General features: G+C 71.9%; 23 protein-coding genes. 13 read left to right on the top strand and 10 right to left on the bottom strand.

Annotation, left to right across the window (positions count from 1 at the left end; translation table 11 throughout):
- The first annotated feature begins 9 nt into the window (after positions 1 to 9).
- Together D7223_RS25225 and D7223_RS25220 are read left to right on the top strand one after the other, a co-directional pair.
- The gene (locus D7223_RS25225) at positions 10 to 1,083 is read left to right on the top strand and encodes a Gfo/Idh/MocA family protein (protein WP_120730931.1); all 1,074 of its coding nucleotides are present in this window, start codon (positions 10 to 12) and stop codon (positions 1,081 to 1,083) included.
- A complete protein-coding gene (locus D7223_RS25220) occupies positions 1,080 to 1,745 on the top strand; it encodes a GntR family transcriptional regulator (protein ID WP_120730930.1) in 666 nt (221 codons plus the stop codon). Before D7223_RS25225 ends, D7223_RS25220 begins: the two co-directional genes overlap by 4 nt.
- A gap of 344 nt (positions 1,746 to 2,089) precedes the next feature.
- On the opposite strand, the gene D7223_RS25215 is transcribed toward D7223_RS25220, so the two are convergent.
- Together D7223_RS25215 and D7223_RS25210 are read right to left on the bottom strand one after the other, a co-directional pair.
- Positions 2,090 to 2,356 (bottom strand): transcriptional regulator, encoded by a 267-nt coding sequence (locus D7223_RS25215; protein ID WP_238162208.1) that lies wholly within the window; start codon positions 2,354 to 2,356, stop codon positions 2,090 to 2,092.
- Positions 2,357 to 2,387: 31 nt separating this feature from the next.
- Positions 2,388 to 2,855, bottom strand: coding sequence for a hypothetical protein (locus D7223_RS25210; protein ID WP_120730928.1), 468 nt, complete (start codon positions 2,853 to 2,855; stop codon positions 2,388 to 2,390).
- A gap of 403 nt (positions 2,856 to 3,258) precedes the next feature.
- On the opposite strand from D7223_RS25210, the gene D7223_RS25205 reads away from it, so the two are divergent.
- Positions 3,259 to 4,104 carry a DUF6671 family protein gene (locus D7223_RS25205; protein ID WP_120730927.1) on the top strand — a complete coding sequence of 282 codons (846 nt, stop codon included), beginning with the start codon at positions 3,259 to 3,261 and terminating at the stop codon, positions 4,102 to 4,104.
- Between the two features lie 13 nt (positions 4,105 to 4,117).
- Here D7223_RS25205 and D7223_RS25200 read toward each other — a convergent pair whose 3' ends face one another.
- A complete protein-coding gene (locus tag D7223_RS25200) occupies positions 4,118 to 4,660 on the bottom strand; it encodes a carbonic anhydrase (RefSeq protein ID WP_120730926.1) in 543 nt (180 codons plus the stop codon).
- Between the two features lie 92 nt (positions 4,661 to 4,752).
- Here D7223_RS25200 and D7223_RS25195 point away from each other — a divergent pair, with 92 nt between their 5' ends.
- The 3 genes from D7223_RS25195 to D7223_RS25185 all read left to right on the top strand — a co-directional run bounded on the left by D7223_RS25195 (position 4,753) and on the right by D7223_RS25185 (position 10,832).
- Positions 4,753 to 8,952: a putative inorganic carbon transporter subunit DabA gene (locus D7223_RS25195; protein WP_120730925.1), complete on the top strand. Its 4,200-nt coding sequence runs from the start codon at positions 4,753 to 4,755 to the stop codon at positions 8,950 to 8,952.
- Positions 8,949 to 9,290, top strand: coding sequence for a DUF190 domain-containing protein (locus D7223_RS25190; protein ID WP_120730924.1), 342 nt, complete (start codon positions 8,949 to 8,951; stop codon positions 9,288 to 9,290). The genes D7223_RS25195 and D7223_RS25190 overlap by 4 nt, the downstream gene beginning before the upstream one ends.
- Positions 9,291 to 9,737: 447 nt before the next feature.
- Entirely contained in the window at positions 9,738 to 10,832 is a 1,095-nt protein-coding gene (locus D7223_RS25185) for an aminoglycoside phosphotransferase family protein (RefSeq protein ID WP_147252606.1), read from the top strand.
- Between the two features lie 39 nt (positions 10,833 to 10,871).
- Here the strand turns inward: D7223_RS25185 and D7223_RS25180 are convergent, their stop codons facing one another.
- Positions 10,872 to 11,603 carry a GAF and ANTAR domain-containing protein gene (locus D7223_RS25180; RefSeq protein WP_120730922.1) on the bottom strand — a complete coding sequence of 244 codons (732 nt, stop codon included), beginning with the start codon at positions 11,601 to 11,603 and terminating at the stop codon, positions 10,872 to 10,874.
- A 32-nt stretch (positions 11,604 to 11,635) separates the two neighbouring features.
- Positions 11,636 to 12,379, bottom strand: coding sequence for a GAF and ANTAR domain-containing protein (locus D7223_RS25175; protein ID WP_238162207.1), 744 nt, complete (start codon positions 12,377 to 12,379; stop codon positions 11,636 to 11,638).
- Positions 12,380 to 12,690: 311 nt separating this feature from the next.
- On the opposite strand from D7223_RS25175, the gene D7223_RS25170 reads away from it, so the two are divergent.
- The 6 genes from D7223_RS25170 (at position 12,691) to D7223_RS25140 (ending at position 18,325) form a co-directional block, all read left to right on the top strand.
- On the top strand, positions 12,691 to 13,101 hold the full coding sequence (locus D7223_RS25170; RefSeq protein WP_120730920.1) for an STAS domain-containing protein: 411 nt from the start codon (positions 12,691 to 12,693) through the stop codon (positions 13,099 to 13,101).
- A 95-nt stretch (positions 13,102 to 13,196) separates the two neighbouring features.
- Entirely contained in the window at positions 13,197 to 14,618 is a 1,422-nt protein-coding gene (locus D7223_RS25165) for an AI-2E family transporter (protein ID WP_120730919.1), read from the top strand.
- Entirely contained in the window at positions 14,615 to 15,430 is an 816-nt protein-coding gene (locus tag D7223_RS25160) for a SigB/SigF/SigG family RNA polymerase sigma factor (RefSeq protein ID WP_120730918.1), read from the top strand. Before D7223_RS25165 ends, D7223_RS25160 begins: the two co-directional genes overlap by 4 nt.
- A gap of 964 nt (positions 15,431 to 16,394) precedes the next feature.
- The gene (locus tag D7223_RS25155) at positions 16,395 to 16,691 is read left to right on the top strand and encodes a helix-turn-helix domain-containing protein (protein WP_120730917.1); all 297 of its coding nucleotides are present in this window, start codon (positions 16,395 to 16,397) and stop codon (positions 16,689 to 16,691) included.
- Positions 16,692 to 17,459: 768 nt separating this feature from the next.
- Complete coding sequence (gene cspE / locus D7223_RS25145) at positions 17,460 to 17,663, top strand: transcription antiterminator/RNA stability regulator CspE (RefSeq protein ID WP_013283833.1); 204 nt, start codon at positions 17,460 to 17,462, stop codon at positions 17,661 to 17,663.
- 380 nt (positions 17,664 to 18,043) lie between these two features.
- A complete protein-coding gene (locus tag D7223_RS25140; RefSeq protein ID WP_238162206.1) occupies positions 18,044 to 18,325 on the top strand; it encodes a hypothetical protein in 282 nt (93 codons plus the stop codon).
- 192 nt (positions 18,326 to 18,517) lie between these two features.
- Here the strand turns inward: D7223_RS25140 and D7223_RS25135 are convergent, their stop codons facing one another.
- On the bottom strand, positions 18,518 to 18,889 hold the full coding sequence (locus tag D7223_RS25135) for an ArsR/SmtB family transcription factor (protein WP_120730915.1): 372 nt from the start codon (positions 18,887 to 18,889) through the stop codon (positions 18,518 to 18,520).
- A 122-nt stretch (positions 18,890 to 19,011) separates the two neighbouring features.
- Here D7223_RS25135 and D7223_RS25130 point away from each other — a divergent pair, with 122 nt between their 5' ends.
- Positions 19,012 to 20,061 (top strand): ArsO family NAD(P)H-dependent flavin-containing monooxygenase, encoded by a 1,050-nt coding sequence (locus D7223_RS25130; protein ID WP_238162205.1) that lies wholly within the window; start codon positions 19,012 to 19,014, stop codon positions 20,059 to 20,061.
- Positions 20,062 to 20,104: 43 nt separating this feature from the next.
- Here D7223_RS25130 and trxB read toward each other — a convergent pair whose 3' ends face one another.
- The 4 genes from trxB to D7223_RS25110 all read right to left on the bottom strand — a co-directional run bounded on the left by trxB (position 20,105) and on the right by D7223_RS25110 (position 22,437).
- Positions 20,105 to 21,034 (bottom strand): thioredoxin-disulfide reductase, encoded by a 930-nt coding sequence (gene trxB, locus D7223_RS25125; protein ID WP_120730913.1) that lies wholly within the window; start codon positions 21,032 to 21,034, stop codon positions 20,105 to 20,107.
- 70 nt (positions 21,035 to 21,104) lie between these two features.
- Positions 21,105 to 21,512 (bottom strand): arsenate reductase ArsC, encoded by a 408-nt coding sequence (locus D7223_RS25120; protein WP_120730912.1) that lies wholly within the window; start codon positions 21,510 to 21,512, stop codon positions 21,105 to 21,107.
- A complete protein-coding gene (locus tag D7223_RS25115) occupies positions 21,512 to 21,697 on the bottom strand; it encodes a hypothetical protein (protein ID WP_120730911.1) in 186 nt (61 codons plus the stop codon). Before D7223_RS25115 ends, D7223_RS25120 begins: the two co-directional genes overlap by 1 nt.
- Complete coding sequence (locus D7223_RS25110) at positions 21,694 to 22,437, bottom strand: aquaporin (RefSeq protein WP_120731018.1); 744 nt, start codon at positions 22,435 to 22,437, stop codon at positions 21,694 to 21,696. Before D7223_RS25110 ends, D7223_RS25115 begins: the two co-directional genes overlap by 4 nt.
- Positions 22,438 to 22,468: the final 31 nt, after the last annotated feature.

Below are 22,468 nucleotides of genomic sequence, written 5' to 3'. Positions count from 1 at the left end.
GGGGATCCGATGGGACGGACCCTGCGTGGACTGATGGTCGGAGCCGGCTACTTCGCACCGATCCAACTCGCCGCCTGGCGGGACGTGTCCGGCGCGGAGATCGTCGGGCTGGTGGGCCACCGGGATCCGGAGCGGGTCGCCTCGGTGGCGCACGACGCCTCGGTGGGCTGGTCCGGCGTCGACCTGGAGGCCGCGATCGAGCAGCTGCGGCCGGACTTCCTGGACATCTGCACACCTCCGGCCACCCACGGCGACCTGGTCCGCCGGGCCGTCGCCCGCGGGCTGCCGGTGCTCTGCCAGAAGCCGCTGGCCCCGACCGTGACCGAGGCGGCGGAGTTGGCGGAGTTCGCGCAGCGGCACCGGGTGCCGCTGGTGGTGAACGAGAACTGGCGGTGGCAGCCGTGGTACCGGGAAGCGAAGCGGCTGATCGACGACGGCGCGATCGGCCGCCCCTTCCACACGACGATGCGGATGCGGCCGGGTGACGGCTGGGGCGAGCACCCCTACCCGGATCAGCCCTACTTCGCGACCATGCCGCGGCTGGTGCTGTTCGAGACGGGTGTGCACTACGTCGACACCGCCCGCTTCCTCTTCGGCGAGATCGAGCAGGTCCAGTGTGTGACGGCCACGGTCAACCCGGCGGTGGCCGGCGAGGACCTGGTGGTGGCGGTGCTGCACACGACACGGGGCGGCATCGTGGTCTACGACGCGGATCGATCGGCTGTCGCCGAGACGGTCCGCAGTCCGGCGTACGGCACGATGTCGGTCGAGGGTACGGAGGGAACCCTCCAGGTGGCCGACGACGGCACGATGACCCTGCTGCGGCGCGGTGGCCGGGTTGTTCCGCACGACTACCGGATCCCACCCGGGTGGAAGGGTGGGTGCGCCGTTGCGGCTCAGCAGCACTTCGTCGATGTACTACTCGGCGAGGCCGCAGCGGAGACGCCGGCCGCGGAGTATGTCCGTACGATGCGGGTGGTGGAAGCCTGCTACCTGTCCGCCGGGCAGGCGCGGGCCGTCCGGCTTCGGCCCGACCTCGGCCGGGCAGGTGCGCCGGACCTCGCTGACGAAGGGCTGCTGTGAGTACCGACGCGACCTACCTCCCGGTTGAGGAGAGCACCTACCGGCGCGTACGTCAGATGTTGCTCAGGGGGGAGATTCCGGCGGGGCACCCGGTCAACCAGAGCGAGGTCGCCGTCGCGCTCGGGGTCAGCCGCACACCGGTGCGCCGCGCGCTGTCCCGGTTGGAAGGGGAAGGGCTGGTCAGCGCCGGTCCGCGAGGGTGGCACGCCGAAGGGTTCGACGTCGAGCGGATGACGGCAGTGTTCGAGATCCGTGCGGTCCTGGAGGGGCTGGCCTGCCGGCTCGCCGCCGCCCGGGTCGGCCGCGCCGAACTGGCCCGGCTGCGGGTGCTGTTCGAGGAGGCGTACGAGCAGCTGACGGCGACCGGGTCGGCCGAGGCGTACTACCAGGCCGACGTCGTGTTCCACCGGGCCCTGCTGGAGTTGGCCGGCGAGCCCCTGCTCAGCCGCACCGCCGAGGTGCACCGGATCCTCAGCACAAGTCTCGCGCCGGGACTGTACCGGGACCCGCACGAGACGCATCCGGAGCACCTGGCGATCATCGAGGCCCTGGCCGCCGGTGAGGCCGACCGGGCCGAGGAACTGGCGCGGTCGCATATCCGGGCCGCCGTACCGAACATCCGCAGCGGCACCGTCGTCGTGCCGGCGACCGGCCCGGCCTGACGGGCGGTTCCCGCTCGTCGGCGAGAGTCCGCCGGTGTGACCCTGAAGGGCACCTTCCTCATTCCGGCCGGCCGCACCCGAGCGCTTACCATCTCCGGCCGGGACGCCGCGACCTCCCGATCGACCGGCAACAGCCCGCATCTGAAGGACTTCACCCAGGCTGGCGTGTCGGCCGACGCGCCCGTCAAGCTGACCCTGCGTAGTTCCGCCTCGATCGATCCGCGCTCCTATCACCTGTGGGCAGCGCCGGTCACGACGACGACCTTGCCGCCGGCCAGCGCGCCCGCGGCCGCGTCGGCGTGCAGGAGTCCGGCGCTGGGGCTTTCGGTCCGGCCGGATGCTCCTCAGGCGCGACTGTCCGCAATGTCCTGGAGGGCACGTACGTGCGCGGCAAACGCCGATCGTCCGGTTGGGCTGAGGGATAGCCAGGTCACGCGTCGAGCATCCGTGCGTTTGGCGGACGAGGATTTGCTGATCGTCACGTAGTGCGAGTCCGCGAGAGTCTTGATGTGCTTGGACAGGGTCGCGTCCGAGATGCCCAGAGTGTCACGTAGCACCGCGAAGTCCAGGCGGTCGGCCTTGTTCAGCAGCCCGCAGATGCGTAGTCGCACCGGGGCGTGGATGGTTTCGTCGAACCTTGCCTCAGTCACGGTGTAGTTCGGCGATTGCCGAGCGGTAGGCGACTCCCGCCAGCCAGGTCGTGATCAGGAACGCGGTCGTGCTGGTCAAGGTCACCGCCCAACGCAGGTCGGACGAGACCAGCCCGAGCGAGACGCTGAACAGGGCGAGGCAGGTCGCGACGATTCCGGCGACAGCCCAGCCGGCGCGTGCGCCCATGACCCGGAACCGGATGCCGGTCTCGCGCCGGATCAGATACGCGATGGCGAGCCCGCCTGCCAGGGCGATCCAGCCGGAGGTCGGTGGTTCGTAGCTGGAGCCTGGGTCGGTGGTGGCTGCTGCGGCGACCCACCATGCGCCGAGGGCGCCGAAGGCGACCAGCAGCAGCCGAGGCGCCTCGACGGTGTTCGCGAGTCGCTCCCGGTCGGCGTGCAGCGTGTTCAAGGCCTCGGCAGCGGCCTCTCGTGTGGGACGCTCGAAGTCATTTTCCATGGCGGCAAGCCTAAGAGTGTCTTTCTGGTTCGGCAAGTGATCCCGCGCGCTCTCCAGCGCGAGCCGGCCCGGGTGTCGAACTCTTGGAGGCGCGGAGGTCCTAGCTCGGCGCGTTGGAGTCGGCGCCAGCAGACGATGTGTCATGGTCGAACCCCTGGCACCAGCCGCGCAGACGTGACCGGACGTGATCAACTGGCCGGCACGTGCGTGGGCTCGCTTTCGTCCTGCCGATCACGTGGGGCGGCGATCCGGTACTCCCAGCCTTCGCGCCAGGCGAAGCGATCGTGCGGACATGGGGGCGCGGCATCTCTGGCTGATGCAGCCGGTTGATCTCGGCGAGGACCGCTCCTACACGTAGCAGAATTCCGGAATAGAGATTCAGCTCTTCGGTTAGCATCGAGGCGTGGAGGCGTCCCCGTTCCGGGGTGTGGTGGCTTCGCTGGCGACCATGCACGGCAAGCAGTGGGCGCTGCGTCCGCTGCTGCGTCGCCGGCTCGGCCTGAGCCTGCGGCTGGCCGATGTGGACACCGACGTACTCGGCACGTTCACCGGGGAGGTGCGGCGGGCCGGGTCGGCGCGGGAGACCGTCGTGCGTAAGGCCCGCCTCGGGATGGCCGCCACCGGATCCCCCGTCGGGCTGGCCAGCGAGGGGGCGTTCGGCCCGCATCCGGTGGCCCCCTGGACGGCGGCCGACGTGGAGTACGTCGCGCTGCTCGACGATCGGACGGGCCTGACGGTCGTCGAGCACGTGGTGAGCGTCGAGACCAACCACGGTCACGTGGTCACCGACGGCCGGGACCTGGCAGCCGTGCTCGCGTTCCTGCGCGGGGTCGGGTTCCCGCACCACGCGGTCGTCGTCCGGCCGGCGGCGGGGACCGCCCAGCCGGTCAAGGGGATCGGTCGGCTCACCGACGTGCTCGCCGCCGTCCGGCGCGCCTGCGCCGAGAGCGCCGACGGCGCCGCCGTGCTCTGCGCGGATCTTCGGGCCCACGTCAACCCGACCCGGATGCGGGTCATCGCCGCCGCCGGTGAGCGGCTGGCCCGGCGTCTGGCCACACCCTGCCCCGCCTGTGCCGCCCCGGGGTTCGGCCCGGTCGGCGCCGAGCCCGGTCTGCCCTGCCGCGACTGCGGCACGCCCACCCCGCGCGACGCGTTGCTGATCTTCGGATGCGACCGTTGTCCGTACCGCTCGCGCCGTCCGCTGGCCGACGCCGCGGATCCCGGTTCGTGCCCGGTGTGCAACCCCTGACCGGCTGCCGGGTTCAGGACGGCCGTGTCGGCGTGCGGGTCGGTGGCCGCAGGCGTCCGCCCCGCCGCGCCGGTGGGGGAAGGAGCGGCCGCACCTCACCGAGGGTCCGGTGCGTGTCGTGCCAGATCATGCCGTGCAGGCCGCAGCGGCCGGACCGGACGGCCTGGTCGAGCATCGGGGACCGGCGGCGCAGCGCGGTGAGCATGGCGCGTACCCGGTCGGACCCGCTGCCGCCCGGCAGTGAGCAGGTGGCGTGCCCGAGCACGACCACCAGCGGCACGCCGAGGTGCTCGACCGCGTACTCCAGGCTGCCCAGCGAGGCCGGACCGACCTCCAGGCCGGCGGTGCGGACCGCGTAGACGTCGGTGCCGCCGAACACGGTGGCGGCCTCCGGCTGCGGGTCGGCGCAGGAGAGGACGGCGGCCACCGGGCCGGCGCCGGCCGGGGTCGCGGGTGGGGCCCCGACGCGGAACCGGTGGTGTCCCGCGCGCAGCCGGGCGAGGGCCGAGCTCGGACTGATGCGCCACCCCTGGGGCCGGGATCCGGTCGCGTCCATCGCTGCTCCTCCTGCCGAGTCACTGTCGTGCGTCTCACGATACACGAATTCTAAATCGTGTAATACAGTGCGGATGTCTGAGGGAGGTGGCGATGTCCGTCGCACTGGTTCTGGGAGTCCTCGCCGGGCCCGCATCGGCGGCGCTGTACGCGCTGGTGGTGCCTGATCCCCGCCGCGTGGCCCGCGTGGTGGGGGCGCTGCTCGGTCTCACCGCCGTCGCGGCCGCCGCGCTGCTGGTCCGGGTCGCGTACGACCCGGCCGTCCCGGGCGTGCTGGTCCGGCTCGACCCGCCCGGGCCGGCGTTCTCCGTCGGGGTCCGGGTCGACCGGTTCACCGCGCTGTTCGTGCTGCTGGTCTGCGGGTTGGCCGCCGTCGTCGCCGGCTACGGGCGCCGTTATCTGGACGGCGAGCCGGGTGCGCGTGGCCTGCAGGCCCGGGTGGCGGCGGCCACGGCGGCGACCCTGGTGATGGCCACCGCCCCCAGCCTCGTCCAACTGGCCGTCGGCTGGATCGTGGCCGGGCACCTGCTGATCGGGCTCATCGGTCACTACCGGGAGCAGCCCCGGGTACGGGCGGCGGTGCGCCGTACCCGGCGGCTGTTCCTCCTCGGTGACGGGGCCCTGGTCGCCGGCCTGGCGCTGCTGGTCGGCCCGGCCGGCGACGCGGACCTGGACGCGGTGCGGGCGTCCGCCGGCGACCGTCCCGGCTGGCTCCTGGCCACCGCCGGCGGGCTGCTGCTGGTGGCCGGCATGGTGCGTTCGGCGCAGGTGCCGGCGCACCGCTGGCTGCCGCACACGCTGGACGCCCCGACGCCGGTGTCCGCCTTCCTGCACGCGGGCATGGTGAACGTGGCCGGCTTTCTGATGATCACGTTGGCGCCGGTCGTGGTCGCCGCGCCCGGCCTGATGCCGGCGATGGTGCTGGTCGGCCTCGTGACCGCGGTGTCCGGATCGGTGTTCGCCGCGGTACGCACCGACGTCAAGGGCACCCTCGCCCGGTCCACCGTCGCGCAGATGGGATTCATGCTCGCCCAGTGCGGACTCGGCGCGTTCGGACTGGCCGCGGTGCACCTGGTCGGGCACGCCGTCTACAAGGCGTACGCGTTCCTGTCGGCCGGCGGCGCGCTCCAGGCGCAGACGCTGGCCGCGACCGCTCCCCGACCGGTCGGCCCGCCCCGGACCCGGGCCGTGGTCCTGGCCGGCGCGGCGGTGGTCGCCGCCGTGGCGCTCACCGAGCTGACGCTCGGTGCCAGCCCCAGCGGTGTGCTCAGCGCCGTCCTGGCCGGCACCGCCGCGTTGGCCGCGGTGCGGTCGGCCCTCGCGGACCGCGAGGCACCGGCGCGGACCGCGGTCGCGATCACGCTCGCGGCGGGTGCGCTGGCCGGTGGCTACCTGCTCGCCGGCCCGGCGGTCGCCCGGTGGCTGGCGCTGCCGACCTCGGTGACGGACGTCGGGGTGGGCGTCGCGGCGGCCACGCTGGCCGTGGCGGCCGTCGCCGGGGCGGTCCTGCGGCACCGGCACGGCGCCGCGCTGTGGTGGTGGGCCTGGCGCGACGGCCGCGTCGGCGCGTGGTGGCGTCCGTCCGCCGACCCGGCGGCCGGGAAGCGGGCCGCCTCGGCCGTCACCGCCGTGCGACGCCGCGACTCGTCCGACCGGCCGGACGCCGCCCGTGTCGTCGCCGCGCTGGCCGCCGCCGGGGACCACGTCGCCGCGATCTGGCCGCTGGACACGTTCGTCGCGGTGAACCCGCTCGCCGGTAGGGAGCGGACGCCGTTCGCCCGGGCCACCGCCGAGCTGCGGAGTCTCGGCGGCGCGCGCACGCACCTGCCCGTCGCCGAGTACCGGCGACGGCTGCGCGACGGCGACATCGAGCCGGCCGACCTGACCGCCGCGCTCACCGCGGCACCGGGAACGGCGACGCCGATCACGCTCGGTGGACGGACGATCCCCGCCGTGGACCTGCGGGCCGCCGCGCTGCGCCACCCGATCCACGACGGGCCACCGCCGTCTCCCGACCTGCTCGCCGTGGCGCGACGCCGGCTCGCCGGCCGCTGCCCCGCCGTCTTGGACGACCCGGACCAGCTCACCGTGGCCGAGCTGGTGGACCGGGCCGTGGGCACCCGGATCGGCGCGGACGTCGATGAACTGGTGGCCGGCTGGTGCGCGGCGCACGCAGGGCGTCCGGCGGCCCGCTGGCCGGTGCCCGGTCCGGCGGACGACGGCTGCTGGACGCGCTGGCGGCGGATGGCCGGCGCGGACCTCGCCCCGGCCCGCCCGGGTCTGACCGGCCTGCGCGCCCTCGTCGACGTGCTGCCGGCGGCACCCGACCGGGCCGTCGCGGCACTCCTGCGCGCCCTCGGAGTGGCCCCGGCCGCCTGGTCGGCCTACCTGTCCCGGTCCCTGCTCCGGCTGCCCGGCTGGGCCGGCTACGCCCGCTGGTCGCAGACCCACCCGGGCGAGCGGCCGGACCTGACCCCGCTGGACCTGCTCGCGGTGCGCCTGAGCTACGAACTCGCGCTGGCCGGAGATGCCGCTCACCGCCACCTCGGTGTGCCGCCGACGGTGACCGCGGTGACCGCGGCGACCGCGCCGACTCCCGGGACCCCGGGAGCGGCCGAGCCGGCGGCCCTCGCCCGGCTGACGCAGGCGCTCGGCGTCGACGCGCCGACCCTGGCGCTGCTGCCCGAGGAGACGGTGTCCGTGCTGTGCGACGTCGTGGTCGAGCTGTCCCCGGCGCGGCAGGCCGAGGTGTGGCTGGCCGCCGCCGAGCACGCGTACCGGCGCCGGCTGCGGAGCCGGCTGGACCACGGCGTGCGCCCGCGCCCGCGCCGCGCCGCCCGTGCCACCACGCTGGCCCAGGCCGTGTTCTGCATCGACGTACGCAGTGAGGGCCTGCGCCGGCACCTGGAGGCGGCGGGGCCGGTGGACACGTACGGCTTCGCCGGCTTCTTCGGTCTGCCCGTGCGCACCGTGGCGGCCGACGCCAACCGGGGCCGGGACCGCTGCCCGGTGCTCATGCGGCCGGTGGCCACCGTCGAGGAAACGGCCGACGCCACGCGGGTGCGCCGGCGGCGGGCCCGGCAGGCGTGGCGGCGGGCGTTCGCCGCGGCCAAGGCCAGCCCGGTCGGTGCCTTCGCCTTCGTGGAGGTGGCCAGCGTGCTGGCCACCTCCGCCCTGGCATTGCGCGCGGTGGCACCGGGCCGGTTCGCGCCGCCCGCCGACGACACCGCACCGACGGTGGCCGACCTCGACGCCGCCCTGACCCTCGACGAGCAGGTCTACTACGCGGAGGCGACCCTGCGCACGATCGGGCTGACGGCTGGCTTCGCCCCGTTGGTGCTGCTCTGCGGGCACGGCGCCACCAGCACCAACAACCCCTACGCCGCCGCGCTCGACTGCGGCGCCTGCGGCGGCAACCGGGGCGGGGTCAGCGCCCGGCTGGTCGCCGCCCTGCTCAACCGGCCCGAGGTGCGCGAGGCCCTGGCTGGTCGGGGCATCCACCTGCCCGCCGACACCCACGTCCTGGCCGGCGAACACGACACCGTCACCGACGAGGTACGCCTGTTCGACGTCGATGCCGTGCCCGCCCGGCTGCGCCCGAGGGTCGACGACCTGACGCGCCGGCTCGCCGAGGCGGGAGCGGGGCTGCGCGCGGAACGGGCCACCAAGCTGCCCGGTCGCCCGCGCCCCCGCCACCTGCTTCGCCGCGCGTCGGACTGGGCCCAGGTGCGGCCGGAGTGGGCGCTGGCGGGCAACGCCGCGTTCATCGCCGCGCCGCGCGAGCTGACCGCCGGACGCGACCTGGGCTGCCGCACGTTCCTGCACTCGTACGACTGGACCGGGGACCCGGACGCGGTCGCGCTGGAGACGATCATGACGGGCCCGCTGGTCGTTGCCGCCTGGATCAACCTCCAGTACTACTTCTCCACAGTTGATCCGCACCGCCTCGGCGCGGGCACCAAGACCGTGCACACCGTCCTCGGCGACGCGCTCGGTGTCCTCTCCGGTTCCGGTGGCGACCTGCGCGTCGGGCTGCCGCTGCAGTCCGTCGGCGACGGGACGCGGACGGTGCACGACCCGCTGCGGCTGCTCGCGGTGATCCACGCCCCGCGACACCTCGTCGAAACCGTGCTCGGCCGCAACCCCGCTCTGCGCCAACTGGTCGACGGCGGCTGGATGTCCCTGACGGTCGTCGACCCCCGTACCGGCGGGTGGAACGCCGTCCCGCCGGGCGGATCCCGGCACGCCCCGGCTCTCCCGGCCGCTGAGTCAGAGAAGGAGTACATCGCATGAACGAGCTCGGACTGACCCGCATGGTCAAGGTGGAGGTCGTCACCCGCGCCGACGACGCCGACGCCGTCCGGACCCTGCTGCACGCCTCCGGTGTGAGCGGCTGGACCAGCCTCAGCGGCGTCTCCGGCTTCGGCCACCACGGCACGCACGAAGGCCGGCTGCTCTTCAACGACCGGGCCGGACTCGTCATGGTGATCGCCGTCCTGCCGCCCGGCCGGGCCGAACCGGTCGTCACCGGCCTGCGCGCCATCCTGGCCCACCGGCCCGGCGTCATGTTCGTCAGCGACGCCTGGGTCAGCCGACCCGAGTACTTCGACGGCGACCGGCCGGCGACCTGACCGCACCCCACACCGACGGTGGCGCACGAGTCAGTGCGCGTAGGCCCGGAGGACGTCCCCCACCGGCCCGGCGGCAGGTGTCGAGCATCTGGGCGGAGGTCATCGGCGGCGGCATCACATTGAACGACCTTCAGGTTGCCGTACTCGCCGTGGTCGGGGTCCGTCGGCCGTAGTTGGGCATCCTCCGACCGGCCCGCCTCGGCCGAGTGGGGATAGACCGCGATCGAGGACATGAAGACGTACTGCCCGATGCGCGGGGCCAGCAGCCCTGCGGTGGCGGCGACCTGGCGCGGGTGAAGCCGCTGAAGTCGAAAACGTGTCCCAGGTGCCGGTGCCGAGCGCGGCCAGGCCGGCCGGGTCGCCGTCCGTGGTCCGGTCGCCGATCAGGCGGGGCACGCCGGGAAACAATCCTGTTCCCGTACGCCCGCGGTTGAACAACGTGACGTCGTGCCCCGCTTGCAAGGCGTGCTCGGCGAGGTGACGGCCGAGGTACTTGGTGCCGCCGAGAACCAGCACGCGCGTAACGGGCTCCTTGGGCAGAATGCCATGGTGATCGAGACAACGCTGCCCGACTGGCTTCCCCACCTCGAAGGCACGATCGTCGACGGTGAGTTGCTGCGCGGCTGGGCGCTGTCGGAAGTCTGGCGGATCCGCCTGAACGGTGCCACCCGGAAATCGGTGATCGCCAAGCGGGGCGTCGGCGAGCTGGCCGGCGAGGCGCGGCGTTACCACGAGTTGGTCGTTCCCCTCGGGATTCCCGCGCCGCGGCTGCTCGCGGAGGGCGGCTCGGGGGTGATCGTGCTGGAGGACGTCGGCGGCGAAGACCTCGAGGCGCGACCGACCGCTGAAGGATACGAGGAAGCCGTACGCGTCCTGGCCCGGATGCGTGCCGAATCGGCCCTCCGCCTGGCTTCCGACCCGGCGCTGGCCGCCGGCCTGCGCCGGTCCACCGCCGATCTCGTGGCCGTGGCGGCCCGGGCCGACGCGGCGATGACGGCCCTGCGCCCCGACCTCGCCGGCGCGCTCGACGACCCGGTCCGGGCGATGACCGGCTGCCTGGAGCAGCTGTCCAGCGAACCGGAGACCATTGTGCACGGCGACTTCCAGGCCAAGAACCTGCTGCACACCCCCGGCGGCGGGATCGTCACCATCGACTGGTCGGACGCCTACGTACACCCGCACCTCGGCGACCTCTACCTCCTGCTGCGCGAGGGCCGGAAACAGGGCCGGATCGATGGCGTACGGATGGAAGCCCTGCCGGAGCTCTTCGCGCACGAAGCCGGCACCGACCCGCAGGCGGTGACCGACCAGCTGGTGACGGGCGGCCTGTGCTGGACCATGAACGCGCTGCGCTGGGTCGTGGAGACCGGCGTCCACGCGGTCCCGGTGTCCCGCGAATGGATCGACGAACTGGTCACTGATCTCCGGGAGTTGACCAGCGTCATCAATGGGCGCAGTCGGCCTCAACGGGGCGTCCCGGGCCGTCAGCAACCCCGACGCAGGCGCTCACATCGCCTCGGTGGGGTGGACGAACGCCGCTGAGGCGGCACCGCGGATCGCCGTCGGCCGGATAGGCGGCCGCTACGCGTCGCGGATGTGGGCGAGCATGGCGGGATCGCTGAGGACGCCGTGAGCCACCTCGGTCAGTTTGCGGTTGTGCCGGCGGGCGTAGCCGCGGATGGCGGCGAACGCCTCGTCGACATCGAGGCCGGTCGCCTGCGCGACCGCGCCCTTGGCCTGCTCGATGACGATGCGGCTGTTCAACGCGCCTTGCAGCTGTTCGGTCAGGAGTTCACCCCGGCGGATGGCGCGCTCCTGCAGCAGTCCGATCGCGGCAACGTCCGCCAGGGCCTGCATGACCGGCACATCGGTGCCCGCGAAGTCGCCGCCCTTGGTGTCACCGAAGACGTTCAGGGCCCCGATCACCTGCGTGCGCAGCCGTAGCGGGAACGCGTGCACCGATTGGAAACCCGCCGCGGTGGCCCGGGGCGCGAACCGGGGCCACCGGTCGCTCGCCTCGGTCAGATCGACGTTGATGACGGGCACACCGGTTCGGAAGGCTTCCTGGCAGGGACCCTCGTGTGTCTGCAGCTGGAACAGTTCCACGAGTTTGACGTCCTCGTTCGAGCCCGCCATGAACTCCAGCCGGCCGTCCCGGCCGGCGAGGACGAGCCCCACCGCCGCCGCGCTGACCAGGTCGGCCGCCCGATCGGTGAGCATGTGCAGGAAGTCCATCAGGTCGAAGTCGTCCACCAGGGTGTCGGCGACCTCGACGAAGATCGTCGCCATCCGTTCGGCTGAGACGATGGTCATGCTTGCCTCCCGGCTTGTCCGACTGTGCGCGGTCATGGGGATCCTCCGGGCTGCGGCCCGTCACGGTCGAGCCGCAGCCGGCGCGCGACGATGTCTCGGGTCACGTCGCTGAGGCGGCGGTTCTCCGCGTAGGCGTGGGCACGGATCCGCGCCATCGCCTGACCGAGGGGGATCCCGAGCTGCACCATGACCATGCCCTGAGCTTGGAACAACTCCGCCCGGTACTCGGCCGCGTCGTCGTCGATGTCCACGATGCCGCTGCTCTCCGCCTGTTCCTGCCGATCGAGCAGGGCGGTCACCGTGACGTCGGCGAAGGTGAGGGCGTCGGCGAACTCCGTGGCGGTCAACCGCCCCGCGCGGTCCCGGAACACATCCAGTACGCCGAGATGGGCGGCGCCGATCTGCAGCGGGAACGCGAACACCGCGCGGAGACCGTCGGCGTGGGCGGCGGGAGCGTAGAACGGCCAGCGACCGCCCTCCTTGGCCATGAGGTCCCCGAGATCGGAGATCAACACCGGACGGCGGCTGGTGTAGGCGTCCACGCAGGGCCCCTCACCGAACATGGACTGCAACTCCTCAAGGCGTTCGCTGGCAGGGTCGGACGCGGCGGTCACCGCCCGGATCCCGTCCTCCGTCATCACGCTGATCCCGGCCCCGGACGCCGACAGTTCCCGCGCGGCGACATCGCACACCCGCCGCAGCAGGTCGTCCCTGCCGTCGGGCCCGGGGGCCCGCCGCAGGATGAGGTTCCTGAGGTACGAGACGCGATCATCCACCGCTTGCACCGACGGCGCGGTTGGCTGGTGCGTCCAGGTTGGGCGGTGACAGTGGGCAGGAGGTCACGAAATCTGGATCGAGCACAGCGGCACCTTCCAGGTGCGGTGCCGCCGGAGGGCTAGGGCAGCAGAACTCGCGGAGTGTTTCGGTGAGCCTAGCCCTGAATCGACGCCAACGCATGGGGACCTCAGCTGCCTCGATGATCCGAGCGTTCGCGCATCGGGTCATGCGGCCGTAGTATCGAGCTGCGTCCTTTCGCGGTCGTTGCCCAAGCCCCCGGCATCAGGTGACTCATGCCGAGGTGAGGCTGATGGTCCAGGTGTCCGGTGACCATTTCGTCATCACCGTGCTGACCGCCCCGCGACGTCCCGCCGCCATGGTGTGCCTGGCGGGTGAGATCGACATGGACGCCGACCCGGCACTGTCGGGCGTGGCCGACCGGCTGTCCGCCGTGGCGCCGTCCGAGGTCGTCGTGGATCTGGCCGACGTCACCTTCGCCTCTTCGACGCTGCTCAACTTCCTCGCCCGGGTGCACGTCGCCCTCGCGGCCGACACGGCCCTGGTCGTGTGCCGTCCCAGGCGCCACACCCGGCGGCTGCTGGAGATGACGAGCGTGGGGAACTTGGTGACGGTGCGCGGCGACCTGCCGCCGTCCGGCTACTGGATGCCGCACGGCACCGCACGACCGGAGGATCCGCCTGCCCTCGGCGGAATCGACTGACCCCACCTTCGGCGACACCCGACTCCGGTCGCTCTCCCCGCCCCGCCCCGCTGCGCAAACGCACCGGGTCTGCGTACTTAGATTGAGGAACTTCGATGGCAGGAACATCTTCCCCCGTCCCGGAACCCGGTGCCACCTGGGTCGACGTCGCCCGGCGGCGAGCACGAAGTCGTCTCGCCCCGGGATGGCAGCCGCCGGCGTTCACCGGCGGTCCGCCGACCGGCGGCACGACCGAGCCGGTCCCGGCCGAGGAGCGGACACCCGCCGTCGATGACGGGCTCCCCTCAGGGGTACGCACGGCGGGCGCGTGGGCGTGGCGGATCATCCTGTTCGTCGCGGCGGCGTACCTGCTCGTGCGGGTCGTCGAACTGCTGCGGGTGGTGGTGATCCCGGTCGCGGTCGCCCTGCTCCTGGCGGCCCTCTTCGAGCCGCTGGCCGCGGCCCTGCGCCGACGGGGCGTGAACCGTTCCCTGGCCGCCGTCCTGGTCCTCGTCACCGGGCTGACGGTCGTCTTCGGTGGCCTGACGCTGATCGTCCGGACCTTCATCTCCCAACTGGACGATCTCAGCATCCAGGTCGGCGAAGGGGTCGACCAGGTCCAGAGGTGGTTGGCGCAGGGGCCCCTGCACCTGTCCCAGACGCAACTCGACAATGCCGTCGACCGCCTCCAGGCGTCGATCACCGACAATCAGGCGGCCCTCACCTCCGGCGCGCTGAGCACCGCGGCCACCCTCGGCGAGCTCGCGGCCGGGTTCTTCCTCGTCCTGTTCACCCTGTTCTTCTACCTCCGCGACGGCGGCCAGATCTGGGCCTTCATCTGCCGCCTGCTTCCTCGCCCGGCGCGGGTCCCGGCCGCTCGGGCCGGGCACTACTCCTGGCACACCCTGGTGTCCTACGTGCGCGCCACCGTCCTGGTGGCCCTGGTCGACGCCGTCGGCATCGGCATCGGCCTGGCGGTGCTGGGCGTACCCCTCGCACTTCCGCTGGCCGCGCTGGTCTTCCTCGGCGCCTTCATTCCGGTCGTCGGCGCCACCGTCACCGGCGTGGTCGCCGTCCTCGTCGCGCTGGTCACCCAGGGGCCGCTCAGCGCGCTGATCATCCTCGGCGTCGTCATCGCCGTCCAACAGGTCGAGGGACACCTCCTCCAGCCGCTGATCATGGGCCGGGCGGTGGCGCTGCACCCGCTCGCCGTGATCCTCGCGATCGCCACCGGCGTCGTCGTCGCGGGCATCGTCGGCGGCCTGGTCGCCGTTCCGCTGCTCGCCGTACTCAACACCGCCGTTCGCTACCTGGTCCACCACCCCGGCGGTGAACCCACCCCCGATCGAACGCCTCCCGGCACCACCTCCACCGACGACGAGCGAGCCCAGGACGAGCGGGCGGCAGAGCAGACCGGGCGGCATGCCGACCCGGCCGCACCGCCGCCGGCCGCCTCGTCGGTCGAACCGGCCGACGAGGCGCCGGCCCGGAGTGCCGACCAGCAACTGCTCACCTCAGTGAGAGGCACCCCGTCATGACGCGCGTCGTGACACCCGTGACGGTCGGCGGCGATCGGCCGGCGAAGCGGAGCCGCCACGGTGCGGCCGACGGCGACGACCTGCTGCGGCAGCTGGCCGCGATGCCGATCGGCGATCCCTGCCGGGTGGCGCTGCGGGAACGGGCGGTCGAGGCATGGCTGTCGTTGGCCAACCACCTGGCCAAGCGCTACGCCGGCCGCGGCGAGCAGGCCGACGACCTGACCCAGACCGCGATGGTCGGCCTGGTCAAGGCGGTCGACCACTTCGACCCTGCCCGGGGCGTCCCCTTCACGGCGTACGCCATTCCGACCATCATCGGGGAGCTCAAGCGTTACTTCCGGGACCGCACCTGGGTGGTCCGGGTGCCCCGTCGCCTCCAGGAACTTCGACTGGCGATCAGCACGGCGAACAGCACCCTGACCCACGCCCTGGGACGTTCTCCCAGGGTCGCTGACATCGCCGCGTATCTGGGTGTCACCGAGGAGGACGTCCTGGAAGGCATGGAGGGTGCCCGCGCGTACCGGACCATCTCGTTGTCCACCCCGCTCGGCCTCGATTCCACGAGCGAGCTCGGCGACACCCTCGGGGCCGACGAGGACGACTACGAACTGGTCGACCTTCGGGTCTCCCTCACCCCCGCGATGGCCACCCTTCCCGACCGTGAACGCAAGATCCTGGTGATGCGCTTCTACGGCAACCTGACCCAGGCCCAGATCGCCGAACAGGTCGGCCTCTCCCAGATGCACGTCTCCCGGCTGATCGCCAAGTCCCTGGCCAGCCTGCACCGTCGCCTCGCCGACGAGGTTCGCTGAGCCGGGTGTCCGGCCGGCGGTTCGGCGATCCCGGTCATGAGGTTTCGATGGGGGGAAGACGATGGCCTTCTCGCCAAGAGCGCTGAGGAGCCCGGCAGAGCGGCGGGTTGGTGCACGCTGCTCCGGAGCCGGCGCGGGGATCGTCAGCCACCGGCCCGGGGCCGGCCCCACCGCGGACCCCCCAGGTGTCGTCCCGGAGCGCCGAGACCAACCGTGATCGGTCGGCGGGGAAGAACCAGTCCGGGTAGCCGCTCCGCGAGGGTGGCGTATGTGACCTCCGGTGCGCCAGGCGAGGGCCGTGCAGCGGCGTTCATCGGCCGGCAGGTGGTGCCGGTATCGGGTCGCTGTCGGCCCTCGCCGTGCCTGCTGGGGCACGCTGTTGACCCTGACGGCGGCCGACCAGAGAATCTAGGTCGGAACGACTAGACATCCTCGGCGGCGTGGAATACTCTTCTTCGAGTCAGAGAGAGAAGATCCGTCAAGACGCAGACGGGCCGTCCGGCCGTGAGATCACGACGGACGGTGAGAAGCGGAATTCGTTTCGCCAGAACGGCACTAGGAGCACGTCAGCCCCAACGTGTGATTGCGCGACGGGGCACGCAGGTGGAGCCAAGGCTTGCTCAGGGCCCCAGCTGATGTTCGCCGCATGTGTCGGGGCCATGAAGTCGCGTGGGCTCCGGCGCCGACGGACCGTACGACCGCAAGGGTAAGAAGACGCAGAGGAAAGGGAGGGCCGTACACCGTTGGATCGCCCGCCAGCAGCCGTCATTCCAGGCTGGGCGGACACCGCAGTTTCCATCGAACGAGAGGTGGTCTCCGGTCACGCATATGCGATCCTCGCACCCGCAACCTTCAACGGCTGGTGCGAATACGACATGCCGACGTTCCTGTCGGTGGATGGTGTTCTGACCCATAACCCTGGGCCCCGGTGCTTACGCGCCGGGGCCCTCGACGTGGAGGTGACATGGGGCGAAACCCCGATGACATGTTCGGCGACGAGAACACTCCGGCCTACACCATCGGTCAGGCCGCGGAGATACTCGGCGCCACGCAGGACTTCCTGCGTCGCCTGGACGACGCCAAACTGATCAACCCGCACCGCTCTGCCGGCGGGCACCGCCGCTACTCCCGCTACCAGTTGCGTCTGGCGGCCCGGGCCCGGGAGATGGTGGATCAGGGCACCGCCCTGGAGGCCGCCTGCCGGATCATCATCCTGGAAGACCAACTCGAGGAAGCCCTGCGGCAGAACGAGAAGCAGTAGCGTGGGCCACGGCGGCAGACTGGCCGGCCTGATCGTGTGGCGTCGTCGGGTGATGAGCCGTCCGCCCTGCCAGGTCAGCGACAACGGGCCCGGGTCGGGTGAGATAGACGTCGCGCCGCCGTCGCCGGTTCGGCGCGCACCACCACGCGGCTGACCGGGGAGCGGATCTCACCCTGGTCAACGCTGGGCAGGTTCGCCGAGTCCTCGACATGACCGGCATCGTGCAGACGTTCGGCCGGGTGGCAGATCTGCCACCCGCCGCGATCTGAACGCGTGAGGCTGGGGTTCCGTCGCGAGAGCCGCCGGGCAACCGTCGCGACGCTGGGACCACGGGGTGGTCGGCCTCGGCCTGTCCTGGGCTCAGGGAAGCGGATTGTGAGTCGTCCAGCGCGCCGCCGGGTCATCGCCGCCCGCCATCGCGGTGACCTCGCCGGCGCGGAGGCGCTGCTGGCCTCGTCGACTCGGAGCGGGCCCGCACGCTCGACTTCTACCTGCTCGCCGACCTCGCTCTCGGATTGGTCCGCGCGCAGACCGCGGCAAGCAGGCGAGTGGCCGGGTCCCCGCATCGCCATGGGGTCGACGACGGATCATGTGCTACGGTAGCCAGGTTGCAGTTTTGATTTCCGTAGACGTTTTCCGGCGCCTGATGGGGCATCTGAAACCCATCCAGGCGCTTTTCGTTTTTCGTGTCGTTTCGACGCGGGTGATCAACGCGGCGGCGTAAGGGTCCGCACAGTGCGGTCTCCGACAGCCTGCGAAGGAGCAGACATGACTACAGGTACCGTGAAGTGGTTCAACGCCGACAAGGGCTTTGGCTTCATCAGCCCGGACGACGGCGGCGCCGACGTCTTCGCCCACTTCTCCGCGATCTCGGCGAGCGGCTTCCGCAGCCTCGACGAGAATCAGAAGGTGGAGTTCGACATCACCCAGGGCCAGAAGGGCCCGCAGGCGGAGAACATCCGCCCGCTCTGATCCACATTCTCTGAACGGCGGCCCGACTGGTTCAGCGGGCCGCCGTTCGGCGTCTCATGCGCTCACCACGGCATCGCGAAATCGTCTGATCGGCAAGAGGCCGGCCATCTCGGTGTGGAGCCAGCTCAGCGTTGCCCCATGTTCTCCCCCGTGGATCGATTCGGACCTCGGGCGCTGGTCTGCCAAGTCCGACTGTCAGCTCGCCCAAGGCGCGCCTCTGGCTCATGGACCGGACAGACACAAACATCGACCCGTACCCCTAACGTACGGTCGCGGCCAGGTGGAGTACACCATGGTCGGACTCGACGCCTTACCTCCGATGACTGTCAGCCAGCCGGGACCCGGGGTGCACGGCGTTACATCCTGAAGGGTTGATGACTATGACGACGACCTACTCGGGTCCTGCGAGGCTGATCCTGGCCGACGGCGCCTGCATCTCCGGCATGGCTTCCCTCAGTACCAACCAGCGCGGCGGGCTCAACGGCTGGGGCGGCACGTTCCGTCCGGACGAGATCACGACAGACCTTCGCAACGCAGTCGAAGGGCTGCAGTTGGAGCTGCCCTACGATCGGGTGGGGACAGTCGCCGTCACCGGCATCCGCAAGCTACTCGCCACACAGGTGTTGATGTCGTTGGCAGGCCGCGGACCCGCACCATTCTGATCGTGCGCCGCACGGCCGCCGTGTCAACGCCGGCTCAACCTTGACCCCTCTGTTCCGGCGGGGGGTCTGTGGATCTAACGGAGACCTCTCTGCTGCCGGCGGGTTGACAAGAGAGGTGCCGTTAGCGAGACAGCCCCTCTGCCGTTGATCGCCTTCGCAGGAGGTGCCGGCGGCGGTCTTCGATGGCGTCGGTCAGCGGGTCTTCTTCGTTGCTCGCTTGCGGGGCGGGGTCAGCAGGTCGGCGATCGTGGCGATGGCGGACGGCACGAGGCGGTAGTAGGCCCAGACGCCCCGCTTGTCGCGTTCGAGCAGGCCGGCCTCGGTGAGGATCCGTAGGTGGTGGCTGACGGTCGGTTGGGAGAGTCCGAGGGGCGCGGTGAGGTCGCTGACGGAGGCTTCCCCTTGCGGGGCGGACTGGATCAGGCTGAGCAGTCGCAGCCGGGCCGGGTCGGCGAACGCCTTGAGTACTCCCGCGAGCCGTTCGGCATCGGCGCGGTCGATCGGCTCGCCGGCGAGGGGCGAGATGGCAGGTGTCTCGGTCTTCACTGTTGGCACGTCTTGCATCGTTACAGCAGACCCCATCGATCGGCTGGTGAACGAGGGCAGGATCACCGTGAGTTCCGGTAGGCACCCACCCCTTCTGTCGTCTCGGCATGATGATCTGCGGATCGAGGGAGGTGTCGTGCGTGCCGGGGTCGTGTGATGTGGTGGTCGTCGGGGGCGGGCAGGGGGGTCTGGCAGCGGGCTACTACCTGCGCCGCGCCGGACTGGATCACGTCATCCTCGACGCCCAGCCGCAGCCGGGTGGCGCGTGGCGGCATGGCTGGGAGTCGTTGCGGCTGTTCTCCCCGGCGGAGTACAGCCCGCTGCCGGGGTGGGGGATGCCGCGGCAGGCCGGCGAGGAGTTCCCGACCGCCGGGCACGTCGTGGACTACCTAGAGGCGTACGAGCGGCGCTACGACCTTCCGGTGCACCGACCGGTCCGGGTCCGGGAGGTGCGGCGAGCCGGGGATCGCCTGGCGGTGCAGACCGGCGCTGGGACCTGGTCGGCCCGGTACGTCATCTCCGCGACCGGTACGTGGGAACGCCCGTACGTGCCCGACCTTCCGGGCCGTGAAGAGTTTGCCGGGCGGCAGCTGCACACGGTGGACTACGCCTCGCCCGAGGAGTTCCGGGGGCAGCGGGTCCTGGTCGTCGGCGGGGGCAACTCGGCGGCGCAGATCCTGGCGGAGGTGTCCCGGATCGCCGAGGCCACCTGGGTCACCCTCCGTCCGGCGCGGTTCATGCCGGACGACGTCGACGGTCGGGTGCTGTTCGGTGTGGCCACCCGCAAGGCCGCCGGTGGGGCCGGCGAGAGTGTCAGCGACCTGGGCGACATCGTGATGGTGCCCGGCGTCCGCGACGCGCGCGACCGCGGCGTCCTGCACTCCCGGTCGATGTTCGCCGGGATGACCGAGCGCGGTGTGCGGTGGGCCGATGGCGCCGAGCAGACCTGCGACGTCGTGATCTGGTGTACGGGGTTCCGGCCCAACCTCACTCACCTCGCGCCGCTGCTGCCTGGATGGCGGCAGGGGGAGGTGGCGGTCGAGGGCACCCGGTCGGTGGACGAGGACCGCCTCTACCTGCTCGGCTACGGCGATTGGACCGGGGCGGCGTCGGCCACGCTGGTGGGTGCCGGCCGGACAGCGAAGGCGACGGTCGCCGACATCGCCTCCCGCCTGCGCGAAGCACCGTAGGCCCGAGGCCCAGCCGCGTTGACCGAGCCTCGGGCGATGCTGGTCAGGCCAGGGAGGCGAGGTAGCGCTCGGCGTCGAGGGCGGCGGCGCAGCCGGTGCCGGCGGCGGTGATGGCTTGCCGGTAGGTGTGGTCGACGAGGTCACCGGCGGCGAACACGCCGGGCAGGTTGGTGCGGGTGCCCGGGGCGTCGACGGTGACGTAGCCGTCGTCGTCGAGGGTGACCTGGCCGCGGAACAGGTCGCTGCGGGGGTCGTGGCCGATGGCGACGAACACGCCGGTGACGTCCAGGTCGCGGGTCTGGCCGGTGTGGACGTCCCGCAGCCGCGCTCCGGTGACGGCGCCGTCGTGACCGAGGATCTCCTCGACGACGCTGTTCCACGCCACCCGAATCTTGTCGTTGCTCAGCGCTCGGTCGGCCATGATGCGGCTGGCTCGGAAGGTGTCGCGGCGGTGGATGATGGTGACGCTGCGGGCGAAGCGGGTGAGGAAGGTGGCTTCTTCCATGGCGGTGTCGCCGCCGCCGACCACGGCGATGTCCTGGTCGCGGAAGAAGAACCCGTCGCAGGTGGCGCAGGCGGAGACGCCGTGGCCGAGCAGCTCGGTCTCGCCGGGGACGCCGAGAGGCCGCCAGGCGGAGCCGGTGGCGAGGATGACCGCCCGCGCCGGGTACGCCTGCTCGCCGACCCACACCGTCTTGACGTCACCGGTGAGCTCGACACGGGTGACGTCGTCGGTGACGAACTGGGCACCGAACCGGTCGGCCTGCTTGCGGAGGTTGTCCATCAGCTCGGGGCCGGTGATGCCGTCGGGGAAGCCGGGGAAGTTCTCCACCTCGGTGGTGGTCATCAGCGCCCCGCCGGACTGGCTGCCCTCGATGACCAGGGGTGCGAGGTTGGCGCGGGCGGCGTAGACGGCGGCGGTGTAACCGGCGGGCCCGGAACCGATGATGATCAGCGGGCGGCGGTCGGACATGGAAGGACTCCTGCTCAGGGTGAGCCGCCCGCCGGTCGGGGTGGCCCGGAGGGCGGCGAACAAGGGGATGTCAGGCGGTGGGGTGAAGCTCGGCGAGGAGCTTCTCCACCCGGGCGCGGATGTCGTCGCGGATCGGGCGGACCGACTCGACGCCCTTGCCGGCCGGGTCGTCGAGCTTCCAGTCCTCGTAGCGCTTGCCGGGGAAGACGGGGCAGGCGTCGCCGCAGCCCATGGTGACGATCACGTCCGAGGACTCCGCGGTGGCGTACTCGAGGAGTTTGGGGGTCTGGTCGGTGATGTCGATGCCGACCTCGGTCATGGCCTCGACGGCGGCCGGGTTGACGGTCTCGGCGGGTGCGCTGCCGGCGGAGCGGACCTCGACGGTGTCGCCGGCGAGGTGGCGCAGCCAGCCGGCGGCCATCTGGGAGCGGCCGGCGTTGTGGACGCAGACGAACAGGACGCTGGGCTTGTGGGACATCAGGTGCCTTTCTGGCAGTGCGGGTTGCAGGGCCGGTTCACCGGCGCCTCGTCGGGAATCGCGGGCAGGTGTGGGTCGGGGTTGCTGTCGCGGTCGAGCTGGCGGTACCGGTCGGCGGGATGCGCGGGGTTGACCAGGCCCCGGTGCGGCCTGCGCGCTCCACCGTGCTCCGGCTTGACTGTCATGCGCGGTGGTCGAGCGCCGGGTCGCTTTCGGCGGGGACGACCACCTGGTCGGCGGCCTGCCCGGCGTCGGGGTAGAGCGCAGCCAGGAGACCGATGCCCACGGCGAGGCCCACCAACTGCGCGACGACGAAGCCGGGTACGGAGGTGGGGGCGATGCCGGCGAAGGTGTCGGTGAACGCCCGGCCGACGGTGACGGCGGGGTTGGCGAACGAGGTGGACGAGGTGAACCAGTAGGCGGCGCCGATGTAGGCGCCGACGGCCGCGGGGGCGACCGGGGCACGGCCGGAGCGGGCGAGGGCGAAGATCAGCATGATCAGGCCGGCGGTGGCGACGACCTCGCCGAGCCACAGGTGCCCGGCGGCGCGGTCCTTGCCGGAGAAGTCGACGGCGGCGAGGTCGAACATCAGGTTCGCCAGCACCGATCCGGCGATCGCGCCGAGCACCTGCGCCACGACGTAGCCGCCCAGGTCGCGGGCGGTGAGGCCGGTGCCGGTGCGGCGGCCGAGGAACCAGTCGGCGGCGGAGACGACGGGGTTGAAGTGCGCGCCGGAGACCGGCCCGAAGATCAGGATCAGCGTGCCGAGGGCGAACGCGGTGGCGATCGAGTTCTCCAGCAGCTGCAGGCCGACGTCGTCCGGGGAGAGGGTGGTGGCCATGATGCCGGAGCCGACCACGGCGGTGACCAGCAGGGCGGTGCCGGTGAACTCGGCCAGCAGGCGCCGCCAGAGTGCGTTGGTCATCAGTTCGTTCTCTCCCATGTGCGGTGACGTC

It is taken from the genome of Micromonospora endolithica (genome assembly GCF_003626595.1).
In the GTDB taxonomy this organism is placed as follows: Bacteria; Actinomycetota; Actinomycetes; order Mycobacteriales; family Micromonosporaceae; genus Micromonospora; species Micromonospora endolithica.
This window is presented reverse-complemented; position numbering and strand designations above follow the sequence as displayed.